The organism is Natronorubrum daqingense, from assembly GCF_001971705.1.
In the GTDB taxonomy this organism is placed as follows: domain Archaea; phylum Halobacteriota; class Halobacteria; order Halobacteriales; family Natrialbaceae; genus Natronorubrum; species Natronorubrum daqingense.
Genome location: NZ_CP019327.1, coordinates 1,384,708 through 1,409,260, shown reverse-complemented (window position 1 = coordinate 1,409,260; position 24,553 = coordinate 1,384,708). Strand labels below are relative to the sequence as shown.

The following is a 24,553-nucleotide window of genomic DNA, read 5'->3' as shown; positions in this document are numbered from 1 at the left end:
CAGTGTGTGGTCATCGATGGTAATCTGAGAGCGTTCGTCAGTGGTGGTCGTGTCCGCCGGTCTCGAGGCCGTCGTAGAACGGCAGCTCCGGGTGTGGGACGTGGATGCCCAGGCTCATCAACCCGTGTGCGAGCAGGATGTACCCGAGGACGACGAACGCGACCCCGAGGAGCCGGTGGACCCGTTGTCGGTGAACGACGCTCACCGAGTCGATAACGGTTCCGTACGCGAACACAGTCGGCACCGTCCCGATCCCGAGCGCGGCGAGTGCGAGCGCCCCGCTCGTCGGCGACCCCGTCGCGAACGCGTAGAGGAACGCCGGGTAGAGGATCGGACAGGGCAACAGCCCGTGGAGCGCCCCGAGGCCGACGATTCCGGGGCCGTTCGCGAGTCGATCGACGTGTTTCGTCAGCCAACCAGTGAGCCGCTCGAGGCCGGGGAGTCGAATTCCGCCGGTCGTCCGCCCGCGCACGTAGTACAGGCCCGTCGCGATGACGAACGCGCCGATGACGAGTCCGACGCCGCCGCGGGTCGCCTCCACGATCGGCGTCAACTCTGCCGTCGTGACGAACAGGAGTCCACCAAGTGCGCCGAACGCTGCTCCCAGAAGCGTGTAGCTCGCCGTTCGACCGAGGTTGAACAGCGCGTGCTGGCGAACCTCGTACGTCGTCAGGTGACTCGAGCGAGTGTCCTGTGGGCTGCCCGCACTCGCGTCGTGCTCCGGGCTCATCCGACCGGCGTACACCGTTACGAGCGGGCCGCACATCCCGATACAGTGTGCACCCGCGAGTATGCCGATCAGCAAGAACAACACGACGTCGACTCCCAGGAGCGTGAGCGGGTCCATAGCTGAGTAGCAATCGCAGTTTCGTACGTCGACCTAGCCACCAGACAGTGTAGTGCGTTTCGCTCGAGCACCGACGTTCGACGATCGTACCCGTACCGTCTGGGCAAAAATGAGCGGCGAACAGATCGATTGACGTCGTACGGGTCGATGTCGACCGCGACGACGATGCTCAGACGCCAGCGACGAGCCGGAGCGCGAGGCCGACGAGAATCAAGATAGGACCCAACGTGATTCCGATCGGTGGTATCGGCACGATCACGAGCACGATCCCGGCGAGGATGACGAGTGTAGAGAGTCGAACCACGTCCGGGGACGACACTATCGGACGGGAAAAGCGCGGTGATACGGCCTGATCGCCTCGAGCGTGAGGACTCGCCGGTCAAACGCCAGCCAGTGGCTCGCTCACGGATGCGAGCACACGCTACGCGGGGCTCGCGGGTTTGTTCGCGAAAGAACGCCGAGAGGGAGATTTGAACTACACCGAGACGGTCCGGGTCGCTCACTCCGTTCGCTTCCCGGGCTGCGACTCGTCTACTTCAAACTCCCCGTTCGCGTTTTCACGACGCAGTGGCTCGCTACGCTCGCCGTGTTGCGTCGTGAAAAGCGCCGAGAGGGAGATTTGAACTCCCGAGTCCGTGAGGACAGTAGATTTCGAATCTACCGCCTTGGCCGGGCTAGGCTATCTCGGCTCACTCGTACGTACCCGCGAGACGTTTTTACCCGTTTCGATTTTTCTCCCCGGATGTGAGTCGGTCTCGTCCTCAAGTCACCCACTGCTACCGAGCACTCGAGACCGAACAGGAAAATCCACACTGAGTCTACTCGAGAATGTCGCCGACGCGACGCGGCTCGCCCTGCAGATTCGGCTGTTCGGCGACGATTTTCAACACTTCGTGGTCCGTCACGTCGTAGTAGGCTTTCTCCGTCGCCTCTTCGATGAGGGCTCGCTCGAGGCGGAATTCGGTGCCTTCGTAGACGACGTCGACGCCGTCTTCGTCGAACGCGAGTGTAGTCATACTCGAGTGTACGGGCCAGGAGTCATAAAAGGGAGACGACTCACCCGCAACTGCGTCCGACGTGCGTCTGACGGCCGACGGACGACGCGCGAGGTTTATTAGGGGATGCCTCCTTTGGGCCGAAGTGTGGCCTTCAGCAGGGATCCCCTCGACGAACTGGTCGTTCCCGACGGGACGGAAGTCAAGGAAGTCGACCTCGTAACCGACGGCGACGTCCTCGTTGGCTCCCGGACCACGATCGAGTTCGGCGTGCGCGGCCGAAACGTCCTCGCCGGCGAGAGCGTCGAGTTCGGCGGCGCGATCGAAGCCGGCGGCGACTGCCGACTCGACATGTGGTGTGACGTCGCCGAAAACGTCCTCGTCGGTCAGGACGCCTATATCGGCGAACGCGTTCACATCAGCGGCGAAATGAAAGTTGCGGGCGACTTAGACATCGGCGACGACGTCGAAATCGAGGAGGGGTTCGAGGCGAACGGCTGGATCGTCATCCGAAACCCCATGCCGACGATCGTATTATTGTTCGTCTACCTCAAGCACCTCCTCCTCGTCGGCGAAGAGGACACCGCCCAGCGACTCGTCTCCGAACTCGTCGACGAAGAGGGGGACGCACAACCCGAGGTCGAACCGCTTGTGATCCCCCGGAACGCGACCGTCAGCGACGACGCCTGGCGCGTCTCCACTCCAGCGACGATCGGCGAGGAGTGTCGCCTCCACGGCAATATCCGCGCCGAAACGATCGACGTCGGAGCGGGAACCACGATTTTCGGTAGCCTCCGGGCTCGAGGTGACGTCACCGTCGGCGGCGACACGCGCATTCACGGCGATCTGACGACTCGGAATGGTGACGTTACCGTCGAAGACGACGGGCGAATTCTCGGCGACGTCTCGTGTGTGGACCTAGAACTCGGCCCTGACGCCGAAGTCGACGGGACGATCCGCGCCGACGGCGAGATCTCGATGGGAACGGCCGAGCGCGACGTCGAATAGCGACTGACGGACCCCGTCGCCGTCTTCCGTTTTTTGGTCGTTCTTCAACATCACGACAACGTTTCGTCCACGGTTTCCACGACAGTCACTCGAGCGTGGATGATCGAACACCGCTACTCGAATTTTCGGTGATTTTCACCCCTATTCTTAATACTGATAATTGCGATAGGTGATACCAGGTATGGGAGTGAAAGACACACACTATAGACGGAGGAGACGATGCGATCGATTGTTCTGACCAAAGGCGTGCCGGACTTCTCGGAGGGGGCCGTCTCGTTCGACGAAGACGGGCACTTAGAGCGGGGCAAGACGCCGACGGTGATGAACCCGAACGACGAGGTGGCCGTCCAGGCCGCACTCCAGACGAAAATCCGCCACGGCGGGCACGTCACCGGAATGAGCATGGGTCCGCCAGGGTACAGCGACGTCCTGAAAGGGGCGATGGAAACGGTGTACACCGACGACAGCTACCTGCTCTCCGACCGAGAACTCGCCGCCTCCGACACGTGGGCGACGGCGATCACGCTCAGCGCGGGCCTCGAGACGTACCAGGAGGAAGTCGCGGACGTCGATCTCGTCTTTGCCGGCTTCAAGACGGCTGACGGCGAGACCGGCCAGACCGGGCCGCAGACGGCGTGGGCGATGGACTGGCCGATCGTGACGCACGTCCTCGCGCTCGACATAGACCCGGAGGAGCGGCGACTGCGCGCGAAGCGACTCGTCGAGGGCGACGTCGACGAGATCGAAACCGTCGAAGCGCCCCTTCCGTGTTTCGTGGTCACCGACCCGGAGTTCGAACCCAGCTACAGAACCGCGTCGCACCGACTGACCCACAAGCGACTCAGGGCGGAGACCACCGAGCGCGCCGCCGACCACGACGAGTACCTGACGACGTGGGATCACGAGGACCTCCACCTCGATCCCGACTACATCGGCCTCGACGGCTCGCCGACCATCGTTTCGTCGGTCGATCCGATTCCGAAGGCTCCCTCCGAGCGCGACGCGACGATGATCGATCCCGACGACGGAGACGAGTTACGCACGGTGCTCGAGGAATTCCAACCCTACGCCGCGGAGGCGGGTGAGTGAGTATGACTGCAATCGACCCCGACGACCACACCGTCGACGAACTGACCGAGGAACTCGAGACGATCGAGGAATCGTCGGAACTCCAGGCGATTCTCGAGGCCGAACAGGCGGGACAAAACCGAGAAACGGCTCGGGAAGCGATTCACGCCAGACTCGAGGCGACCGGCGAGATCGACTCGGACGAAACCGACGGCGTCGAAGAAGGAACTGAGACCGAAGGCGAATACGAGGAGACGAAAGAAGACGTCGGCGAGGAAGCAGACGGCGAGGAAGTCGAAGCGGTGGCGGAGACGGAAGGCGAGGAGCCGGGAGCGTCGGAAGACGAAGACGAGTCCGAACCGGCCGAGGAAACGCGCGACAAGAAGCACGTTCGCGCGCTCGCTGACGGGGAGTACGCCGACATGTGGGTCTTCTGTGAGACGCAACAAGGCGAGTTGCTCGAGGTCTCGCGGGAAATGCTCGGCAAGGCGCGCGGACTGATGGACCAGTTCGAGGAGGAGTACGAGGAAGAACGCGTCGTCGCGTTCCTGATGGGCGACGACTGCGAGAGTCTCGCCGAGGAATGCATCGCTTACGGCGCGGACGTCGCAGTGTATCACGACGACGACCGTCTCGAGCGGTTCCTCCACAAACCCTACACCGAAATCTCGGCCCACATGGCCCGCGGCGAAGGGACCGTCGAGAGTACAGACTGGCGCGAGTACGACAAGCCTCGGTACATCCTGTTCCCGGCGACGAACAACGGGCGGGACCTCTCGGCGAAGGTGCAGGCAGAACTCGATTCGGGCCTCGCCTCCGACTGTTCGGACCTTTTCATCGAGGCAGAGGAGGTCTCGAACCCGGTCAAGACCGGCGAACCCGGCGTGAAGAAGACCTTCGAGAAGGTCTTACACATGAAGCGCCCGGACTTCTCGGGCTTCGAGTACTCGACGATCCTCTGTCTCGACAACCCGAATCGGGAATTCCACCCGCAGGGCGCGTCGATCATCCCGGGGAGCTTCGACCCCATCGAACCCGATTACGATCGGGACGGACTCGTGATCGAACACGACATGGAACTCGCCGACGAGTGGTTCCGCGTCGAGATCACCGAACACGATCAACTCGAGGCCGGCGTCGACCTCACGGGCCACGACGTGGTCGTCTGTCTCGGGCGCGGAATCGCGGACGACCCCACCGAGGGAATGGAACTCGGCCTCGAGCTCGTCGACGCCTTCGGAGACGCCGAACTCGGTATTACGCGGGGGATCGTCACCTCGTCGTACCAGTTCGAGGGCCACGTCGAGCAGTACTCGAAAGAAGAGCGCCAGATCGGCGAAACCGGACAGGTCGTCGCCCCCGAGTTGTACGTCGCAGCGGGCGTCTCCGGGGCCGTCCAGCACAAAGTTGGCATGGACGAATCCGACACGATCGTCGCGATCAACACGGACACGGACGCCCGAATACGGGACTTTTCGGACTACTTCCTCGAGGGCGACCTCTTCGAGGTGCTTCCACGACTCACGGACGCGGTCAAATCGGGCGAAATCGAACTCGAGGCAGTTGCCGACGGTAGCGGAGGTGACGACTGATGAGTGTACGAACGGAGTCGACGACGGCGACGGAGAGCGAGTACGAACACTACGAAGCGATCGTGGTCGGCTGTGGACCTGGCGGTGCCGCAGCGGCGGCCCGGTTGGCAGACCACGGCGTCGAAACGCTCGTCCTCGAACGCGGCACGGAGGCGGGATCGAAGAACGTCTCCGGCGGACTTGTCTACGCCGAGGAGTCGGCCGCCTACACGGCAGACGACCTCTTCGACGGCTTTCGCGAGGCGGCGAGCGAACGCCCCGTCACGGAGTACACGATCCACAACATCGCGGGCAATCGCGTCAAGAGCTACGACCTCACGGATCTCCACGAGCACGACACCGACTGGTGTGACGCCGTGCTCCGCCGAGAGATGGACTCGTGGCTCGAGACCCGCGTCCACGAGAAAACCAGCGAGACGGGTGGGGGCGTGCTCACCGACGTTCGAGTAAACGGTCTCCTCAGGGAGAACAGCGATGGACGCGTCACGCGTCCATCGGACCGTGCGAGCGGGCAGAGCCCGCGAGCAGATGGTGAGATCGTCGGCGTCACCTGCGACGAACTTGAGCCGATCACGGCGGACGTGATCGTGGCCGCCGATGGGGTTAACTCCGAACTCGCTCGCGATGCGGGATTGATGAACTGGGACGAACCGAACGAGTGGTTCCAGGGGGTCAAAGCCGTCGTCGATATGGACCCCGACGCCATCGACAACCGGTTCGGTATCGACGCCGACGAAGGCGCAGCCCACCTGTTTTCGGGCGACCTCTTCTCCGACGTCCGCGGCGGCGGCTTCCTCTACACCAACGAGGACTCGCTGTCGATCGGAACCGTCTTCCACCTCGACAGTCTCGTCGAGGAGCAAGCAGAACCGCACGAACTGCTCGACGCGTTGCTCACCCATCCGCTGCTGGCCCAGTGGCTGGGCGACGAGTACCACGAACGCGAGTACGCGGCGAAACTCGTCCCCGACTCGAAGAAGGTGGCCCATCGGGAACCCTATCGAGACCGACTCGTGCTCGTCGGCGACGCCGCCGGGCAGATGCAAGCCCAGGGGCCGATCATCAAGGGGATGAACCACGCGATCACCGCGGGCGCGCTCGCAGCCGACGCGTTCGTCGTTACGCGGGGCAACTCCCACCCCGAAGCCGCGGGTCGTCGCTACACGCAGATGCTCGAGAAGTCGGGAACGATGGACAAACTCCGCCCCCGTCGCTACGAACTCAGCCGAACCGTCGGCGAACGCGACGCGGTGGCGAGTGCCGTCGACCGCGTGCTCGAGTCGCCCGTCGGCTCGCTCGCCGTCGGCAACCCGATCGCGAAGCGGCTGATGAAACGAGCCTACAACTCTCCGTTCCTCGTGTCGATGTTGCCCGACACGAACACCGGCTACGTGACGCTGCCGACGGTCATCGCCGAAGAACACGGGCGGACGATCCGCTGGGACAACGGCGTCGAACCGCCGACGCTCGAGGAACGAATCGGGGATCTCACCTACGATACGGACGTGGGCAATCCCCACATCGAACTGCTCGACGAGTCCGCGGCCGCGAGCGGTGCTGCAGTGAGTGCCTGTCCAGTCAGCGCACAAGATTTCGGTGCCGGTTGTTATCGCGCCGAGACGGTTCAGACGAACGGCACTGCAGAGACGCTGATCAGCCTCGATACCCAACCGTGTATCGAGTGTGGGACCTGCGCCGTCGTCGCAGACACCGACTGGGAACACCCCCGCGGCGGCAAGGGCGTCGAGTACCGAGAGGGGTAGCCGTGTCTCGCTACGGCCCGCGCATCGCCGCGCTCGAGCGCCAGGCCCTCCGAGACAGCCGTGCGCTCGCGAGACGCGACGGCGAGGACGACCCGGCTGCCGTCGATCCGTCGTCGTATCTGCGGGAAGGTGCCGGCAGAGCGATCTTGCTTTACGTCGACGCTCGAACTGGCGACCGGTTCGTTCACCTCTCACCCGCCGAATTCGAGGCGCTCGAGCGAGCGCTCAATCACTGGCTCGAGTGTTACGCTCGGTGTCACGGCGTCGAATTGGATGCGACATTTTCCGTGCGGAAGGCGGCCGAGTTACTCTTAGACACCCGGAATATCGACGACGTCGCGCAGTTGTTGACTGGCGTCCCGCCTCGAGCGTCACACTCGTAACCAGTTCGGGTGAGAGAGTCAGTGTCGAGTTGTCGGGTTTTATTCCACTAGTCTGGATTATTGTAAAAACACTCGCTGTAGCGAGTCTTATCTTATTTAGTCACTTTTGCCGAGAGAAGGTTGAAGATCAGAAAATATCGAGATATTACTGCTGGTCAGTCAGGGGAAACTAGTGTTACTATTGTTCAATCACGTAGTGTATATCCTTCCTCTGTTTGTATTATATCTCGAAAGATTAATTATGTCAGGGAAACTCGGCCTGAGTATGCGTGACGTTAGTACGGGAGAGAACCCCACACGTGGAATGTCGCGACGATCGTACCTCCAACTCGGTGCTGGGGCGTCTGCGGTGGCGTTAGCTGGGTGCCTTGGGAGTGGAGAGACATTGACCTATCTCAATCGCGGCGGTGCGATACAGGACGCCGAAATAGAGGTGCTCCAAGAGTGGGAAGACGAGAACGATATCGATATCGAGTTCGACGAACAGCCGGACGACACTGACATGATGGAGCAGATGTCGACGGACCCTGGGGGATACGATATCGTGACGCTCTCACCCTACGGATACGCGCTGGATTCCGTCCAGTACGCCGACGAGGATCTGTTGCTCGACATCGACTACGACGAAGTCCCGAATTACACGGAGAACATCCAAGAAGAGTGGCAAGATCAGGAGTTCTTCGGCGACAAAGGACTGTTCTATCACGTCTCCGCCCAGGGAATCGGATACAACACGAACGAAGTCGACGAGATCACCTCCTGGGACGACATCAAAGACCCTGACCTGGAAGGCGAAGTGACGCTGTTTAGCAGCGGCCCAACGCGATTCGGGAACTCGTGTGCAGCGCTGGGTATCGACGTCGCTGACGCGCTCGAGGACGACGACCTCTACGACGAGGTCATGGACGAAATCGAGGAGATGGATCAGTACGTCTACCAGTACTGGGATTCGGGCCAGGACTTCATGGGCGACCTCAGCGAGGAGGAAGCCTACGTCGCCGACGCGTGGGGTGGTCGCGTCGAGACGCTCGCGGAGGACGGCGACCCCGTCGACTACGTCATCCCCGAAGAGGGCTGTATCAGCTGGTCCGTCGCCTTCTCGATTCTCGAGGAGAGCGACATGCACGAAGAGGCCTACGACCTGCTCAACTGGATCTACGAGGAAGAGACGGCCCTCGAGATGGTCGAACACCACTACTACCCGATTCCCCTCGAGGGCGACCACGACGAACTCGAGGGCCGCTTCGAATCTCTCGACGCGGACGACGTGTTGACCTTCGACTGGGAACTCGTCGTCGAAAACATCGAACGGATCGAACAGGATTTCGCCAACATCACCGGATAACCTCCGACAGAGACACTTTCACAATAATGCTCGAAGTAAGCGGATTGACGAAGACCTACGGGTCACTCCTCGCCGTCGACGACCTCTCGTTCAAACTCGAGCAAGGTGAGTTCGCGACCTTGCTCGGACCGAGTGGCTGTGGGAAGAGTACGACACTCCACGCTATCGCTGGCCTTCGCGACGCGACGGACGGGACGGTCTACCTTCGCGGTGAGGACGTGACGGACGTGCCGACGAACGAACGGAACATCGGATTCGTGTTCCAACACTCCGCGTTGTTCCCGCACATGACGGCCCACGAGAACATTACGTACGGGTTGAAGATGCAGGAATTCGAGGGTCGCGATCACGACGAACAGGCCGAGCGATTCCTCGAGATGGTCGAACTCGACGGCCACGGCGATCACAAGCCGACCGAACTCTCCGGCGGACAACAGCGCCGCCTCTCGCTCGCCCGTGCGCTCGCGTACGAACCCGACATTCTGTTGCTCGACGAACCGCTGACCGGGCTCGACCGCGTCCTGCGCGAGACGATGCGAAACGAGATCAAGAAGATCCAACGGGAAGTCGACGTCACGACGTTACACGTCACGCACGATCAGGCCGAAGCCCTCTCGATGTCCGACCGCGTGATCGTGATGAACGAAGGGAAAAAAGAGCAGGAAGGGACGCCCAAGGAACTCTACCGAGATCCAGAGACCGAGTTCGTCGCGGAATTCGTCGGCAAGTCCACGAAGTTCACCGGAGCGCCGGCACAATCGTCGCGTGGACTCGAGGGAGACGGACAGGTAATGGCGTCGGACGCGACTCCCATTAGCGTCGGCGACCTGCAGGTCCACGTCGATACATCGGCCGACTTCGAGGACGGGCAGCGCTCGCTGTACGTTCGTCCGGAAGAGATCACGGTCCTCGAGTCGCCGACGGCGCAATCGGCGAACAGTTTCTCGGCGACGATCACCCACATCGAGTACCTCGGCCACCGAAACGAGATCGAAGCGACCCTCGAGGACGGCACCGTCGTCACCGCCTACGGTGACGCCTCGATAGACCTCGAGGACGGTGACGAGATCGGCATCGAATTCGATCCGGCGGACGTGATCGTGCTATGAGGACGATCAGGCTCGATTCGGTTTCGCTCCCACCAGCGCTCCGCAAACGCGTGTCGGCGCGGACGCTCGTCGGACTCGGAGTCGTGTGGCTCACCGTCTTCTTCATCGTCCCCGTCTTGTACCTCCTCGTCGAGAGTCTCAACTTCGGCGACGGGGCGCTCTTTGCGTACTACGAAACGGCGTTGAGCGGCGTCTACGGCGAAACACTGGTGCGGACGTTCCTGTACGCATTCCTCACGACGGCCATCTGTCTGGTCCTTGGCTACCTGAGCGCGTACTACATCGCGTTCAAGTCGAAACGGGCGATCCTGTTGCTCTCGTTAGTCCTCTTGCCGCTGTGGATCGCGATCATCATCCGGTTCTTCGGGGTTCGGTTGTTCTTCATCTCCTCGGGGCCGGTCCAGCAGGTGTTCGGCACCGACTTCGGGTTTCTGTTCTCTCGCAACGGCGTCATCCTCGGACTCGTCTGTGCGTTGTTGCCCTTCGCGGTCTTACCGATCTACAACTCCCTCCGATCGATCGACGACGAACTGATAAACGCCTCTCACACGCTCGGGGCGAGTCAACTCCAGACGCTTCGAACGGTGATTTTGCCGCTGAGCTACCCCGGAGTCATCGCGGCGACGCTGTTCGTGTTCATTCTCGCCGCCGGGTCGTACCTCGCGCCGTCGTTCCTCGGCAGTTCCGAGAACCTCATGATGGCTAACCGAATCGCCGACGCACAGGGCTACAGCGTACCACTCGCCTCCGCCATGTCCGTCGTGTTTACGGGTGGCCTGTTGATCCTCGTCGGCCTGTTCAACCACTTCGCGAACGTCTCGGAGGTGCTCGGCGACCTATGAACGAACGACTCGAGCGACTCGGACTACTGCCGGTGCTCGGACTCGTCTACGTCCTCCTGTTATTGCCGGTCGTCATCGTCGTGTTGACCTCGTTTACCGTCAGCGAGCAACCGACGATTCCCTACGACGGCGTGACCCTCGAGTGGTACGTCGAACTCCTCTACAACTCGCGAATCTACGATAGCATTATCTCGAGCGTGATCGTCGGCGTTGCCGCATCGCTCCTGGCCGGAGCGATCGGGACGGCGACGGCGTTTGGCTTCGTCAGGAGCGAGATTCCCTACAAGGAGACGCTCGCAACGGTAATGTTGCTCCCGATCATGATCTCGCCGGTCATCATCGGCCTCGCGCTGTTGCGATTCGGCGGCACGGTCGGGATGTCCAGTGGCTACCCCGTCATCATCTTGACGCACACCGTCCTGACGTTCCCGTTCGTCTTCTTGATCGTGCGTTCTCGACTGCTCACCTTCGATACGCAACTCGAGGACGCCTCCCGGACGCTCGGGGCGAGTAACATCGAGACGGTGTGTAACGTCACGTTGCCCCTGCTGGCACCGGCGGTCGCCGCCGGTATGTTGCTGGCGTTCGTGATCTCCTTCGGCGAGTTCACGGCGACGCAGTTCCTCACGGGGGCTGGCTCACAGACCGTGCCGATCTACATCTACAACCAGATTGGAACCGGTCTCAGCCCGGAGATCAGCGCGCTGGCGACGGTGCTGGTCGTCGTCATGATCGCCGCAGGCTACCTCGGCGATCGACTCACCTGAACCCACACCGTCTTCGAAGGAAGGAAATTCGGTACAGACGCGGTCCGTAGATCACCGGATCAGTAGATCAGTTCGTCGTCGTTTTCAACCATGTACACCGTTCGGGCGGCGATATTGACGGAGTGGTCGCCAACGCGCTCGAGATCGCGAATCGTCAGAAGGAGCCGTGAAACGTCCTGCAAGAGCGCTTCGATCTCTTCTGGGGAGTCGAGTTCGCGTTCGATCAGGTCGCGAACGACGATTTCGCTGGCTCGCTCGGCGAAGTGATCGAGATCGTCGTCTCGATCGGCGAGTTCGCGACAGGAGTCGGTATCCTCCACGTCGTAGGCGATCATCGCGTCTTCGACCATCTCGAGCGTCAACTCGCCCATCTCCTGGACGTCGACGTCGGGAAAGAGGTTCTCCTGAGCCTCGAGCGTGTACTCACCGAGGTTGACCGCGAGGTCGGCGATTCGCTCGAGGTCAGTGATGATTTTGAACGACGCGGCGATAAAGCGCAGATCGCTCGCAACGGGTTGTTGAAGCGCCAGCAGGTCGATACACTGCTGTTCTAACTCCAGATACATGCGATTGATCTCGCCGTCACCCTCCATCACTTCTCGAGCGAGCGCTTCGTCTTTCTGCTCGAGGGCATCGAGCCCCATCCGAAGACGCTCCATAACAATCTCACTCATGTAGAGAATATCCTCTCGGAGTTCCGTGAGTTGTTCTTGATACGATTGTCGAGCCATGACTCACGCACCTTTCCGGGCGAAGAAATACCTTGCGCTCACGTCACCGTTTTTCGACAGATCTAGGAGGGTGTCGGTAGGACCTGAACCGATTCGACTGGAACAACTGACGGTTGCAAAAACGATGACGAACGAATCGGGTCTACTCGACGTACCGATACTTTCGTTCGCCCATCCGACCCCACCCATCGAAGACGAACTCCGAATCGGGTGCAGTGAATTCCTCGACGTCGACGTCCATGTCGTGATTGTGGACGTCGTGGACCTCCTCGTAGTCCGCCCAGGAGAGGTCGTAGCGGTCCTCGAGTTGGCTGTCGATATTTAGTGACTCAATCTCCGCTTCCCAGCCGTCCTGGACGATCTCGGAGTGGATTTCGGCTTGGGCACCACTGCCGTAGGAGCCGACGAGGAGTTGCTCCCCCGTCATGTCACGGCCCGCTTCGAGGGCGTGTTTGAGCGCGCTGATTCGGGCGATGTGAACGGAGCCGGTGTACCAGTTGCCGACCTCTCGAGAGAGGGTGAGTGTCGGATCGATTGTCTCCGCGTACCACTCCTGGTAGGCGTCTGTGTCCTTGAGCGCGTCCATGTATTCCCGAAGCGCGTCGTGAAACTCCTCGTCGGTGTCGAACGCCTCGGAACGGGGTTGGCGGCCGATTTCGTCGGCCAAATCGTCTTCGAACGAGGTGTCGCGCGTTATGTGTCGGTACCCGAGCAAGCCGGCTTTGCGGACCATGCCGGGGAACGGCGTGTGGAACGGGATGAACGAGAGGTCGTCGGGGTGAACGTCTCCCGCAACCTGCTCGTAGTCCTGTAACGCTTCGCGCATGCGAGCGAGGTAAACCTGTACCGAGCGTTTGCCGTCGACGGAGGGGAACTGCTGATTCGGCTTGAGGAAGTCCGTTTCGTCCGCAGAGCCGTAGCCCTGCTCGGTCGAGAGCGTGACGAAATCCGGGTCCTCGCTGATGAGCATCGCGACGGCACCCGCACCCTGCGTCGCCTCACCGGCGTCACCGCGTGCGTACAGCGCCGTATCGGTTGCGATGACCAGCGCCGAGCGACCTCGATTCCGGCCCGCGCGGATCCAGTTGTACGCGTCGTCGAGACTCTGCGTCCCAGCGATACAGGCGAACTTTCGCTCCCCCTTGTTCGCGTGGTGGAAGTCGCCCTCGAACACCTGCTCGAGGCAGCCAGCGACGTACGTCGAAACTGGCTTCGAGTTATCGAACGCGCTCTCGGTTGCGACGTCGATTCGGCCGATATCGTCCGGCTCGAGGCCCTTGCGTTCCATCAGTCGGTGGGCGGCGTTCGCTCCCATCGTGACGATATCTTCGTAACTGTCGGGGAACGAACTGGCATTGAGGCCGAGCCCCTTGGTGTACTTCTCGGGATCTTCGTCCTTTTCGGGGGCGAACGTCCCGGGTAAGTCGAGTTTGAGATTCCCGGTCCAGATTTCGACGGCGTCGATACCGACTGCAGTCATATCTCTTTCATACTGGTCCGCCCATATGATATTGTCGTTCGTTATTTCGTCAATTGACGAGTCAGTTCGACGTTACGGTAGCATCTTCACGCCCCCATGTACGAAGGAGTGCGACTCGAGCGAACACTCGAGTTCTGGAGGGACACCAACGGGGGGAAGAACGAAACGGATCGATAACGGGTTGACTCGAATCGCTGAGGCGGTCGACCGATGAAACGAACGGACCGGCAAAACGAACGGAACTGCTCGTCCGACCCTCGGCGAACTCACGACGGCGTGACGTTCACGTGAGGAAACGATCGGCGGCGTGATCACGACGCGCATTCTCGAACGACACCGCGAAAAGGCAGCGACTTACTATGTATCGGTTCGGGCTATCACTATCGCGAATGAGATCTGCCGAAAAACAGTTCACGGCCCATCTGGCCGACGGCGAATCGGTGCAGGATCTCACCTCCGGGAGCGTGCTCGAGACGCCATTACGCGGTGGGGCCACGGTCGGCGTTACCGACCGGCGAATACTCTGCGTCTCGAACGCGGGCGAGTACATCGCCATTCCCTTCGAGTACATCTGTTCGATTCACAGCAACCGACGGACGAAGACCCAGTATCGAAGCGACGGCGAACGGTCGCACCGAACGCCGCTGTTGGGCGGGCTGGCCGTCTTGAGCGCCGTCAGCATCGGCCTCACACTTGCGTTTGCACTCGATGTGAATCAAATACTGGCGACGATCGCCCTCGCCGTCGGTACGGTCGCGATTACAGCAGGCGTCCAACGCGTTCGCGGCCGGTCACGCGTCGACCGATCGTACGAATCGGTCCTCGTCGGGGCGGGAATTCTCGCCCTGGCCGCGCTCGTGGGCGTCGCCGTCTTCGTGACGAGTGTCTTCACCCCACTATACGCGCTCGTTACGGTGGGGGGTCTGGCACTCGTAGCGTACGCCGCTCGCCACTCCGATCGGATCGAACCACCCCGGCTCGAGCGGCGTCACGAGACGTTCCTCACCATCAATACGGTCGACGGCGAGACAGTCCGTATCGTGGTCGACGCCAACACCGATTTGGCTCGAACGCTCAGCACGAGCGTCTACCGAACCGAGCGGGGACCGGCCGTCGGGCAATCGATTCCGACACCCTCCGACTAATCGACCGCAGGCATTTTGAAGCGTACCCGCGCGACCGAACGTGGCCGTGGCTCGTAGGGAAGGGACTCGAGGGGTGGCGCGACCCTGTACGTCACGCATACTCGAGGTCGCAGGCTGTCGAAAATCGCTTCGCCACCTCGTCGCGCTCGAGTGAGGCCAGATCAGACCAATACGAGCACACTCAAGATGAGGAGTCCATAACAGAGGAGTACCGTGAGGAGTGCACCCAGTCGATACAGGTACTGTTCGTAGCGACGTGGTCGGCGGGCGTAGTGTCGACTGACGAGTGCGGTTTTGACCCGTCTGATCGAGCGAGCGTACCGGGCCTCGAGTGTCGAAATGGCAGACAGGTGATACCAGACGAGTAAGTCGTAGAGGTAGACGACCATCGCACCGAGTTCCCACAGCGGCTCTGCGGTGTTCTCCGGCGGGTTGTGCCGGTCGAGTCGTCGCTCGAGTGACGGTTTTTGATCGGGGACGGAGAGCGACGACGCAGACGTAGTCGATTCGTCGTAGCGAATTTCGGTCCGCTCCGCGGTGTGGGCACCAACCCCTCCACTCACGTCCGTTTTCGACGCAGACGCTCCCGGTCTGTCTGCTCGACTCGAGGTGGATAACGCCGACTGACTCGACGACGACGTCAACTGACCTGAAGATTCGGACGATGTCAACTGACTCGAAGACTCGGACGACGTCGACTGACTCGAAGACTCGGACGACGTCGACTGACTCGAAGACTCGGACGACGTCGACTGATTCGAAGATTCGGACGACGAATCTGCAGGGCCACCGGATGCCGACGTCGAATCGGGACCGTTGACATCGTTCGGCTGGTCGGTTCGACGCGTTCGATCGAGATCCTCGAGTGACGGCGTCGAACCGACATCGTCGGTTCGCCGGAGTCGAAACTGAACGCGGTCGACCGACTCAGCCCAGTCCGTCTGCACGAGTGCTTCACCGTCGTCTAACGTCTGTACCGTCTCGGCGGACTCGGTCCCGATAATTCGGGAAACGACGGCCGTGTCGTTCTCCCAGGTCAGGCGGTGCCAGACGAACCAGTTACACTGGGTGATGAAGTCCTTGTCGACCGCGGCAGGTCGCTGGGAGAGCGCACAGATACCAAGACCCCGCTTCCGGCCGCGTTTTGCCACTCGAATCAACAAGGACTTCAGATTGCTTCCCGCGGTTCCACCCTGTTGTGGGATAAACTCGTGGGCTTCCTCGAGCAAGAGCAAGAACGGAATTCGGTACTCGTGTTCGGCGATGAACAGGGCCTCGACTGTCGCCTCGAGAACCGCCGCCGTTTCCTCCTCGTCGTGGTACGTCGAAATATCGAGCACGATCGGAACGTGCTCTTCGAGCGCGTACGACGTCAGTTTGTCCGCGCTCTCGCTGTCGATCTGGAGGTCACAGCGATCGGCGCCACCGACGTGCATGAGGTTCTCGTAGGTCTCTTGCAAACCGACGTACTCCCCGTCGGTATCGACGAGCAATAACGGGAGATTCCGATCGAGCAACTCTTCGACGACGACGCTCGCCGTGTTCGACTTGCCGCTGCCCGACTTGCCAGTGATGAATCCCCGCCCTGTGAGGATTTCCTCCGCTGGAAACGCGAAGTCGTCGGTCGACACTGCCAATTTTTCGACGGAATCGGGCATTCGCTCGATCCTTCGAATTCGTGCTATAAATACTTCATGTCAATATTGCTGTTCGATACCTCAACGTTTTTCTCGGATGGGTGTACTTGAAGGGACATGAACTGGAAGCGGACACTCGAGAGAATCAATAATCGCGTGTTCGGGGCGATTGCCGGTGTCACGATACTCTTGACGGCAGCGATGGTCGGAGCTGTCGCACTGCTGTCCGGTGATGTGACAGCCAGTAGTGATAGACTGCAGTACTACGTACTCCTCACAGCTATCGCGTTCGTGACAATCCTATGGAGACTCGACGAAGACGACGCCGACGGGGTAACCGTCCTGATTGCGACGACGGGAATCGCGCTTGGCAGTGGAATCTTGGTCGCCTTCTCCATCGAGGGGCTGCGCTACGGACTGTCGAATCCCGATCAGATCGTCAGTTCACAGTTGATCGTGTACTTGCTCGCGTGTGGCCTCGTCTGTACTGGGCTCGGAATGTGGTGTTTCCGACACTGGCGCGAGTTCACCGTCTACGACTCGGCCTAACGGTCGGAGCACTCGCTCTCGAGACGAAACCTATCGACTCGTGAAGGATCTCCAGTCGCGAAACCGAATCGGCTGAGAACGGACACTCTTTCTCGAATTCACTCGACTCGCTACCGAACTCCACTCCACTCGGCTAGTCGCTGATGAACTTGTTGTCTCGCCAGTTGACGCCGTTTTGGCCGGAGGAGTGTTCTCGAGGCCCTTCGACGACCTCGATATCTGCGGGACGCGCTTCACCTTCGACGATTCGCGTCGCCTCGAGGTCGCCGCTGTGTTCTGAAATCGCGGTCAGCGTCCCTTTCTCCGCCGCCTCCGCGATTTCACAGAGCACGAGGAACATCTGGTACTGCAACAAGGAGTTCTGGAGGACCGTCTCGCGGTCGCCTTTGAACGCGGCGAACTCGACGAGTTCGGATTCGATTTCCTCTTCTTCCTCCTCGTCCCAGCGGAACGAGTTCCGGCGCTCCTCCGGATCCTCTTCGTACACCCGGTTTTCGGTGACACTCGCTTTGAGTTGCGCAGTTGGCGTATACTTACTGACGGATTCATCCTCGGCGACAGCTTTGAGAATGAGAGTATTATTTCGCCGCGTTATCTCCACGTCGGCGACCCCATCTGGGTATGTGGCTTCGTCGATGTGTTCGCGTAGGTCTTCGAGGGGCAATTCGAGCGTCGAATGCAGCCGATATACGTGTCTGGATTCCTCTGTTGACATGAGTGGATGGTCTGCGGCGATAGTCGCTGAGTTCCTAGTACGAGCGCGTGACTTATATGACCTGCTATTGAATACGCCTCGAATCAATCCGGATACATGTACTATCGGATTGCGTGTGTTACTTACGCTGTTTCGAGCGTCTCGTCTAATTCTCCGCGCTCCTCGAGTTCTTCGAGAACGTCAGATCCACCGACGAACTCGCCGTCGACGAACGTCTGAGGGATCGTCTCCCAGCCACTGTGACGGTTGAGTGCGGCGCGGTACTCGTCGAGTGAGTCGAGGACGTCGACCGTTTCGAACTCCTCCCGGTGTTGGGAGATGAGCCCGAGCGCTTTGCGCGAGTAGCCACACTGTGGCATGAGTTCGGTCCCCTTCATGAAGAGGACGACGTCGTTGTCGGCGAGGAGGTCATCTACCTGTTCGTCGACTTCGTCCTGATCGAGGCCCTGGTTCGGTGGGAACTCCATGTCTGAGATATGTCGACGAAGGGGGATAGACCTTGCGTCATCATATCCGAACTGGTCACCGAGATGTCGGGCCTCGAGACTCTCTCGATGATTCGAGCGTGAAAATTCGTCCACTCTCACTCCGCTGTGGGTGTCGACGCGTCTGTCCCGGCGCTCGTCGAGCGCCAGTAGCCCTGAATGTACGCACCGACGAACATGCCCGCGATTCCATAGAGGATGAAGATGTTACCCACGCCGAGACTGGCGTAGGCTGCTCCGGGACAGATCCCGGAAAGTCCCCAGCCGACGCCGAAGATTCCGCCCCCGAGAACGACGTTCGTATCTAGCGTCTTCAGTCGACGTCCGTAAACGGTGCCGGTCAACGGGGCATCACTCCGGAAGAGCTTCACGCCGAAGAACGTGAGTCCCGTTACGACAGCCGCACCGAACATGACGAACAGCAGCCCTAAGTCCTCGAACGTGAGGAAGTTCAGAACGACCTCCGGCTGTGCCATGTGACTGAATCCGAGCCCGAAGCCGAAGATGAGACCGCCAGCAAACACCAGCGGAAGGAACAACGGATGTTGCTCGTGGTCGGCGCTCATTACGGGCTCACCCCCACGGCCTGCACCAATTGAGCCGTTCCAATCGCAATCAGGAGAAACGTCGCGACACCGACGAACGACGCACTCGAGGCGGATCCGACGCCACAGACACCGTGGCCCGACGTACAGCCCTTCCCGACGCGCGTGCCGATTCCGATCAGAATGCCCCCGAGGAACAGCCGCCACGGCTGGACGTCGGTCAACCAGATCGTAATCCCGCCGACGTCACGAAGTTCACCAGTCGTTGCGCCCGACTGCAACCCACTCGAAACCAGACCCGACTGGAACGTCAACGCGTAGACGGCCGCACCGGCGACGATACCGAGCGTGAACACGACGCGCCAGTCACGCGACGCGCGATACTGTTGAAATTGCGAGAGGCTCGAGCCGTAGGAGAGCGTCGACTCCAAGAACGTACTCGCTCCTGCAGCGATCCCCGTTCCGAGGTAAATGACGGCAACCCCGAGTCCGACTAACAACCCCCCGAGCGCGTAGTGGCTGATCCCGTTCGGGAACAGCTCCGCGAGCAACCCGATAGTGAGTGTTGCACTCATCATGCACCGGAAAGGGGTGCCAGCGTATCAAACCTACCGACCCGGGGAAACTTGTGTCCATCTCGGACGCCGACGCACGACCTACCGCCGGGTTACTCGGCAGTCGACTGAGACGACACGGTCTCGAGTTTCTCTGCTGCGTATCCGAACACGTTCCGATAGCCGTTCGAGGACATGAGAATCGGATAGAACGCCTCCTCTGCGACCTGTCGGTTACCGTCGGCAGCGGCGAATGGATCGCCCGGCTTCACTTCCGTGAAGTTGTCGACGAAGACTTCGTAGGTCTCGGCTCGCTCTTTCCGAATAACGTCCGTCAATCGGTAGACTGGGAGCTCTCGATGGATCGTGTCGCCCGGGAGCGCACCGACGGCGGTGAGAAACGCCCGCATCAATCGGTCCGCGTTCTGAGCAGCCGTTTCGGACCCCTGCAGGCCACACTCGACCTCGATCGTATCGATTTCGGAGAAGAGCCGCCCCTCCGCAAAGTTGCTCGTCTCGACCATCGCTGCAACCGGCAACTGCGGCACGAGTTCACGCGCTCGGTCGGTCACCTCGTTGACGATCGCGAACGGTTCGGCGTGACTCTGCGTCGAGTGCATCGAAAAGGTCAGACAGCCATCGAGTTCTTCGACCAGCCAAGCAGCGAGGCGACCCTCGTGGGTCGCCGCGTCTGGATCCCCCGGAAACGCTCGATTCAGGTCTTCATCGACGAATCGGACCTGTCGCTCGAGTGCCTTTTCGTTCACGATGATGAGCTTGACCGGCCGTGCAACGGTCGGGCGCTCCTCGAGCAATCGTCTGACGGCCCGAACACCACATGGCTCGTCTCCGTGAACACCTGCAACGACAGCAATCTCAGGCGTTCCCGACCCGAGCTGTGCAACGTTCATTACCGACTAGTTGGACTCAGCGCCAAAAGGCGATTCGGTCTCATACCCGGACGAGACTCTCTCACGGACCACGGAGGATGTGAATTATCCACACTATCTGCGTTCCGACGGCCGATGCGTGTCTGAATCGACTGTCTCACTCTTCGAGTTCCTGAACGTACTCGAAATCGATCGCTCGAGCGGTCGGTTCGTCGCCGTCGAGACGGATCTGCCAGTCGTCGATTTGTGCAGGGTCCTCGAGTGCGTTCGTGATCACCGTCCGAACGTCGAGTACGTCAACGCCGTAGAAATCGCGCGGAGTATGCTGGAGATACTGCAACGCCGTTCGAAAGAGCGAGCGCATGCCGTCGTCGTTTTGAAAGTCAACGTGCTTGTACGCGCCGGCGGCAACCTGGACCATTCCGTGACAGAACGCGCTTTCGGCCGTTCCGCGGCCGTAATTGTACCACTCGAGTTCGAAGCAATCGTGACTCTCGTGGTACGCGCCGGCGTTGAACAGTCGAACGCCGTGTACAGTTGCCCGGCGAAGCGTTGCGTGCTCCCAGCGTCCCTCGGAGGTGTTCCAGCCAGTTGGAACGGAATCCCCGGACGGCGGAGCCACCGAGGGGTCACTGGTGTGGTCGTCCATAGCGGACGATACTCGAGGGGCGAAGGTAATTCCATCGCCGGACCAGAGATGGCGATGATCGACTGCTCGAGCGTCCAGACGTATCGGTAGCCCAACTGACAGCCCGTGGCCTTATCACTATTCGGTGCCCCATCCCAACCAATGAAACATCCCCGCTGGCGATGCCAACGCTGCGGTGAACGCGTCTACGAACACATCGAGGGCGGATACCAGTGTCACAACTGTGAACGACGACTCGAGATATCTGAACTTGAGGAGTGACAGGCCTAACGGTACAAACGGACTCACTCAAACGAGCAGGGTTGGAGACGAAATGAGTGACCGTCGACGGAGGATATCTGAAACTTCCCGCAGATTGCTCGATGTCAAAACTGCGAATTGAAGGATACAAACCAACCGACGCAATTTTAGTCGCTGTGAGCGAAATCCCGTACGAGCGTTCACGACGCCTCACCGAACTGGTCTTCGACCGTGCCGAGACGTACCACTTCCGTCGTCTCAACGAGTCCGATCGAAACAACGTGTTTGCTGCCTCTGAGATTGAGGATGTACTCGAGAAGTCAACGACAACCAAAACGACGTTTCAGTAGCCGGGAATCGGTCACTAAATCGTAATACCTCCGCTTAGAATATTGTACTATCTAACCGGATTGATTAGCAAACGTCGACGACACCGTCGTTTTCGTTGATCGTCGTTGTACACTCCGTTTCACCGACGGTCGCTGTGACTTCTGCTGGATAATCGTCATCATGACCGTCGACATCGAGTTCGATTACAACTGTTTCGTCAGTCTCCGTTACTGACTCAGTTTCCGTATTACCGTCTTCATTAACATCTACAGCGAACTCAATATCGATATCGGCGGGCTCACTTTCGATATCGTGCTTAAATTCCACTACACTAGGTGGATCGTTGGGCCCCGGATTATGGTCTTCAGTGGCCTCTGCTGTCACGCTGTCGAACTCTGGTACCGGAACTGTATCAACGTGAATTGGATTACCTGGTTGGTGATTGTCCTCAGTACTAACAACTGACGAATACGTTCGTTCGTTATTTTCCTCCGCTGGTTCCCACTCGAACGTCACCGTCTCGGATTCACCTGCGCCAAGCTCGAGATTGTGGTGGGTGTCAACGGTTTCATCGCCATTACCCCCTTCGTTGATGATTTCGAACTCGATGTCTTGCACGTCGGTTTCCTCACCTGTATTTTCGATTTCGGCTTCGATTTCTGTCGGTTCACCTTCGAAGGTTTCGTCTGGTGTCTCAACGTCGGTAATAACGAACTCACCAAACGCGATATTCGAGGTTTCAGAGTCGTCTTCACTCTGGATCTGGACAGTTTGGTCGTCTGCCTGGCTGATTGGAGTTTCCCATTTTGTGTCTAGGTATCCAGTCTGCCCTTCGTCAAGAATAACGGTCTCAGTTTCTGATTTTTCGCCGACGACTTCAAGCACAACATCTTGTTCCCCTGCTGCATTGCCGTTGTTCTCGACTTGTCCGGTGGCTTCTATTGTGTACTGGCCATTTTGAATACTCGTCTCTGTACTGAGACTAGTCAAGAACTCCGGTGCATTCCCTTCGATATCAATCTCGTCGATAACTTCTGACTGTCCACCATCGTGAATGACGGAAACGGAGTCAGCTACTGGTAGATCGCTTTCAGAACACGTCATAGTAACAGTGTCTCCTGTTTCGACGTTCATCGGGCCGTCCCAGTCGCAAACGTCTTCATTACCTGCGACTAGGTCAAGTTCTCCCTCGCCTGACGCCACACCAACCTGTAGCAGCGTATTATCGCCGTCGTGGTCTTCTTGGTAAACGACTTCCATTTCCGAATTCGCTTCAGCCGGTGTCCCCTGTAAGACGACGGCCCCAACCATCGCCATCAGCGTCACTGTAATACCGACCATAAGCACCGTCCCGATAACCGGCGAAAGAGCCCGCTCATTCGTAGAAAGGCGAAAGCGTCCCATCGTTTTCCTATCCAAGGAAATACACCATTAAAAATACATTGGCCAGTAGCTGTATTGAGTTCGAACGTGGTTGAGATATTGATCGTCGATAGCAATTAGTAGAGCTAATTGTAGATCGAAAGGACACGAATGTAGACGGCGAGAAGGTCGTGTGTTATGTACTGAAATAGTCACCATCGCCTGAAACTCGAGTGCTGCCACTCCACGATCAGAAACCGAGACACAACAAATATCGTAGACGTAACTCAAAAGGTTGAACGTCGGAAGGGTGTCCGCCAGGGATTTGAACCCGATGCAAATCCTCCTTACCGCTCGGATTTCCGTGGTTCAAACCCAGAGCGTGCGCTCCTTCTTCACTCACGTTGTTCGTTCAGAAGAGTGCTCCGTCAGGGATTTGAACCCTGGTCATCGGCTCGAAAGGCCGAAATGATTGGCCGGACTACACCAACGGAGCGTTCACATCGTTCACGCGCCGGGCTTCGACGGACGGTGTCCATCTCGCCAATGGTGCGTGACTTGATCTGCAATCAGTGATTGCCGAGGCCTAGTAAAAAGCGTTCCGTTCCAACTCCGTCGTGACATACAGTACCGCACCACTGTCTTTTTCTGGCATCTTCTGATGTCCAACCGACACCACCGCCATCTCAACGCTTTTGACCCATCGCCACAACCCTTCGCTCATGAAATACGTCCGATTCCGCGATCCGGCCGGCGCAATCCGCCGCGGCGAGTACGACGACGGCCACGTTCACTTCGCAAACGAGAGTTATAGCCTCGAGGACGAGGCCATCGACGTCCTCCCACCGAGCGAGTCCTCGAAGGTCGTCTGTATCGGTCGGAACTACGCCGACCACGCGGACGAGATGGGCTCTGACGTTCCCGACCGGCCGCTGTTGTTCTTGAAGCCGCCGAACACGCTCGCGAGCCACGGGGATACCGTTACCGTCCCCGCCGGAAAGGAGCGTATCGATCACGAGGCCGAACTCGGCGTCGTCATCGGCGAACAGTGCCGTCACGTCCCCGAAGCGGACGCGATGGACGTCGTCGAGGGCTTCACCTGCGTCAACGACGTCTCGAACCGGGACGATCAACGCCAGGAACAAAACTGGGTCCGCGGGAAAGCGTTCGACGGCGCTGCGCCGATCGGACCGGTGCTGGCCACACCCGACGAAGTCCCCGAGGACGCGGCAGTCCGCTCGCGAGTCAACGGCGAACTCAAACAGGACGGATCGCGCACACAGCTGATCTTCTCCATTCCGGAACTCATCGCGGAGATTACGACGTACATGACCCTCGAGCCCGGAGACGTCATCGCAACGGGCACACCCGAAGGAGTTGGCCCGCTCGAGGACGGCGACGAGGTAGAAATCGAAGTCGAAGGCGTCGGGACGCTCGAGCACAGCGTTCGCGTCCCCTGAGCCTGAGTGCGAAGCGTTCGCTACTCAGAGAACACCTGTTTCGAATCTTTTTCGACTCACTC

The 24,553-nt window shown here is 59.7% G+C and carries 25 protein-coding genes and 2 tRNA genes; 12 read left to right on the top strand and 15 right to left on the bottom strand.

From position 1 onward, the window contains the following. Positions 1–37: 37 nt before the first annotated feature. The 4 genes from BB347_RS06960 to BB347_RS06945 all read right to left on the bottom strand — a co-directional run bounded on the left by BB347_RS06960 (position 38) and on the right by BB347_RS06945 (position 1,863). Complete coding sequence (locus BB347_RS06960; protein ID WP_076582251.1) at positions 38–847, bottom strand: sulfite exporter TauE/SafE family protein; 810 nt, start codon at positions 845–847, stop codon at positions 38–40. A 169-nt stretch (positions 848–1,016) separates the two neighbouring features. After that, complete coding sequence (locus BB347_RS06955; protein WP_076582249.1) at positions 1,017–1,151, bottom strand: transporter; 135 nt, start codon at positions 1,149–1,151, stop codon at positions 1,017–1,019. A 300-nt stretch (positions 1,152–1,451) separates the two neighbouring features. Further along, a tRNA-Ser gene (locus BB347_RS06950) sits at positions 1,452–1,536 on the bottom strand. A gap of 129 nt (positions 1,537–1,665) precedes the next feature. Beyond that, positions 1,666–1,863, bottom strand: coding sequence for a DUF5800 family protein (locus BB347_RS06945; RefSeq protein WP_076582247.1), 198 nt, complete (start codon positions 1,861–1,863; stop codon positions 1,666–1,668). Between the two features lie 126 nt (positions 1,864–1,989). Between BB347_RS06945 and BB347_RS06940 the strand changes: the two genes are divergently transcribed. The 9 genes from BB347_RS06940 to BB347_RS06900 all read left to right on the top strand — a co-directional run bounded on the left by BB347_RS06940 (position 1,990) and on the right by BB347_RS06900 (position 11,719). Further along, on the top strand, positions 1,990–2,850 hold the full coding sequence (locus BB347_RS06940; protein ID WP_076582246.1) for a polymer-forming cytoskeletal protein: 861 nt from the start codon (positions 1,990–1,992) through the stop codon (positions 2,848–2,850). A 219-nt stretch (positions 2,851–3,069) separates the two neighbouring features. Continuing rightward, positions 3,070–3,939 carry an electron transfer flavoprotein subunit beta/FixA family protein gene (locus tag BB347_RS06935; protein WP_076582244.1) on the top strand — a complete coding sequence of 290 codons (870 nt, stop codon included), beginning with the start codon at positions 3,070–3,072 and terminating at the stop codon, positions 3,937–3,939. 2 nt (positions 3,940–3,941) lie between these two features. Continuing rightward, positions 3,942–5,510, top strand: coding sequence for an electron transfer flavoprotein subunit alpha/FixB family protein (locus BB347_RS06930; RefSeq protein WP_076582512.1), 1,569 nt, complete (start codon positions 3,942–3,944; stop codon positions 5,508–5,510). Further along, positions 5,510–7,273 (top strand): FAD-dependent monooxygenase, encoded by a 1,764-nt coding sequence (locus BB347_RS06925; protein WP_076582243.1) that lies wholly within the window; start codon positions 5,510–5,512, stop codon positions 7,271–7,273. The genes BB347_RS06930 and BB347_RS06925 overlap by 1 nt, the downstream gene beginning before the upstream one ends. 2 nt (positions 7,274–7,275) lie before the next feature. Then, positions 7,276–7,656, top strand: coding sequence for a hypothetical protein (locus BB347_RS06920; protein ID WP_076582241.1), 381 nt, complete (start codon positions 7,276–7,278; stop codon positions 7,654–7,656). A gap of 385 nt (positions 7,657–8,041) precedes the next feature. Then, positions 8,042–9,001 (top strand): ABC transporter substrate-binding protein, encoded by a 960-nt coding sequence (locus BB347_RS06915; protein WP_168170936.1) that lies wholly within the window; start codon positions 8,042–8,044, stop codon positions 8,999–9,001. Between the two features lie 26 nt (positions 9,002–9,027). Then, positions 9,028–10,110, top strand: coding sequence for an ABC transporter ATP-binding protein (locus BB347_RS06910; protein ID WP_076582238.1), 1,083 nt, complete (start codon positions 9,028–9,030; stop codon positions 10,108–10,110). Beyond that, positions 10,107–10,952 carry an ABC transporter permease gene (locus BB347_RS06905; RefSeq protein WP_076582236.1) on the top strand — a complete coding sequence of 282 codons (846 nt, stop codon included), beginning with the start codon at positions 10,107–10,109 and terminating at the stop codon, positions 10,950–10,952. The genes BB347_RS06910 and BB347_RS06905 overlap by 4 nt, the downstream gene beginning before the upstream one ends. Next, on the top strand, positions 10,949–11,719 hold the full coding sequence (locus BB347_RS06900; protein ID WP_076582235.1) for an ABC transporter permease: 771 nt from the start codon (positions 10,949–10,951) through the stop codon (positions 11,717–11,719). Before BB347_RS06905 ends, BB347_RS06900 begins: the two co-directional genes overlap by 4 nt. A gap of 59 nt (positions 11,720–11,778) precedes the next feature. Here the strand turns inward: BB347_RS06900 and phoU are convergent, their stop codons facing one another. Together phoU and hmgB are read right to left on the bottom strand one after the other, a co-directional pair. Further along, on the bottom strand, positions 11,779–12,450 hold the full coding sequence (gene phoU / locus BB347_RS06895) for a phosphate signaling complex protein PhoU (RefSeq protein ID WP_076582233.1): 672 nt from the start codon (positions 12,448–12,450) through the stop codon (positions 11,779–11,781). Positions 12,451–12,592: 142 nt separating this feature from the next. Continuing rightward, positions 12,593–13,930, bottom strand: coding sequence for a hydroxymethylglutaryl-CoA synthase (hmgB, locus tag BB347_RS06890; RefSeq protein WP_076582232.1), 1,338 nt, complete (start codon positions 13,928–13,930; stop codon positions 12,593–12,595). A 389-nt stretch (positions 13,931–14,319) separates the two neighbouring features. Between hmgB and BB347_RS06885 the strand changes: the two genes are divergently transcribed. Beyond that, positions 14,320–15,075, top strand: a complete 756-nt coding sequence (locus BB347_RS06885; protein ID WP_076582230.1) for a hypothetical protein — start codon at positions 14,320–14,322, stop codon at positions 15,073–15,075. Positions 15,076–15,236: 161 nt separating this feature from the next. Here the strand turns inward: BB347_RS06885 and BB347_RS06880 are convergent, their stop codons facing one another. Further along, positions 15,237–16,733 carry an ATP-binding protein gene (locus BB347_RS06880; protein ID WP_076582229.1) on the bottom strand — a complete coding sequence of 499 codons (1,497 nt, stop codon included), beginning with the start codon at positions 16,731–16,733 and terminating at the stop codon, positions 15,237–15,239. A 96-nt stretch (positions 16,734–16,829) separates the two neighbouring features. On the opposite strand from BB347_RS06880, the gene BB347_RS06875 reads away from it, so the two are divergent. After that, complete coding sequence (locus tag BB347_RS06875; protein WP_076582227.1) at positions 16,830–17,261, top strand: hypothetical protein; 432 nt, start codon at positions 16,830–16,832, stop codon at positions 17,259–17,261. 133 nt (positions 17,262–17,394) lie between these two features. On the opposite strand, the gene BB347_RS06870 is transcribed toward BB347_RS06875, so the two are convergent. From BB347_RS06870 to BB347_RS06830, 8 genes are all read right to left on the bottom strand, one after another. Beyond that, complete coding sequence (locus BB347_RS06870) at positions 17,395–17,976, bottom strand: DUF7110 family protein (protein ID WP_076582226.1); 582 nt, start codon at positions 17,974–17,976, stop codon at positions 17,395–17,397. Between the two features lie 122 nt (positions 17,977–18,098). Next, the gene (locus BB347_RS06865) at positions 18,099–18,443 is read right to left on the bottom strand and encodes a glutaredoxin family protein (protein ID WP_076582224.1); all 345 of its coding nucleotides are present in this window, start codon (positions 18,441–18,443) and stop codon (positions 18,099–18,101) included. 116 nt (positions 18,444–18,559) lie between these two features. Beyond that, a complete protein-coding gene (locus BB347_RS06860; protein WP_076582223.1) occupies positions 18,560–19,027 on the bottom strand; it encodes a DUF6691 family protein in 468 nt (155 codons plus the stop codon). Next, positions 19,027–19,581: a YeeE/YedE family protein gene (locus BB347_RS06855; RefSeq protein WP_076582510.1), complete on the bottom strand. Its 555-nt coding sequence runs from the start codon at positions 19,579–19,581 to the stop codon at positions 19,027–19,029. The genes BB347_RS06860 and BB347_RS06855 overlap by 1 nt, the downstream gene beginning before the upstream one ends. A 92-nt stretch (positions 19,582–19,673) precedes the next feature. Next, positions 19,674–20,471 (bottom strand): M14 family metallopeptidase, encoded by a 798-nt coding sequence (locus BB347_RS06850; protein ID WP_076582221.1) that lies wholly within the window; start codon positions 20,469–20,471, stop codon positions 19,674–19,676. Between the two features lie 136 nt (positions 20,472–20,607). After that, the gene (locus tag BB347_RS06845) at positions 20,608–21,099 is read right to left on the bottom strand and encodes a DUF309 domain-containing protein (RefSeq protein WP_076582220.1); all 492 of its coding nucleotides are present in this window, start codon (positions 21,097–21,099) and stop codon (positions 20,608–20,610) included. A 654-nt stretch (positions 21,100–21,753) separates the two neighbouring features. Next, positions 21,754–23,073, bottom strand: coding sequence for a type IV pilin (locus tag BB347_RS19270; RefSeq protein ID WP_076582218.1), 1,320 nt, complete (start codon positions 23,071–23,073; stop codon positions 21,754–21,756). 379 nt (positions 23,074–23,452) lie between these two features. Then, positions 23,453–23,527: transfer RNA gene (locus BB347_RS06830), tRNA-Glu, on the bottom strand. Positions 23,528–23,753: 226 nt separating this feature from the next. On the opposite strand from BB347_RS06830, the gene BB347_RS06825 reads away from it, so the two are divergent. Next, positions 23,754–24,491, top strand: coding sequence for a fumarylacetoacetate hydrolase family protein (locus tag BB347_RS06825; RefSeq protein ID WP_076582217.1), 738 nt, complete (start codon positions 23,754–23,756; stop codon positions 24,489–24,491). Positions 24,492–24,553 lie beyond the last annotated feature (62 nt).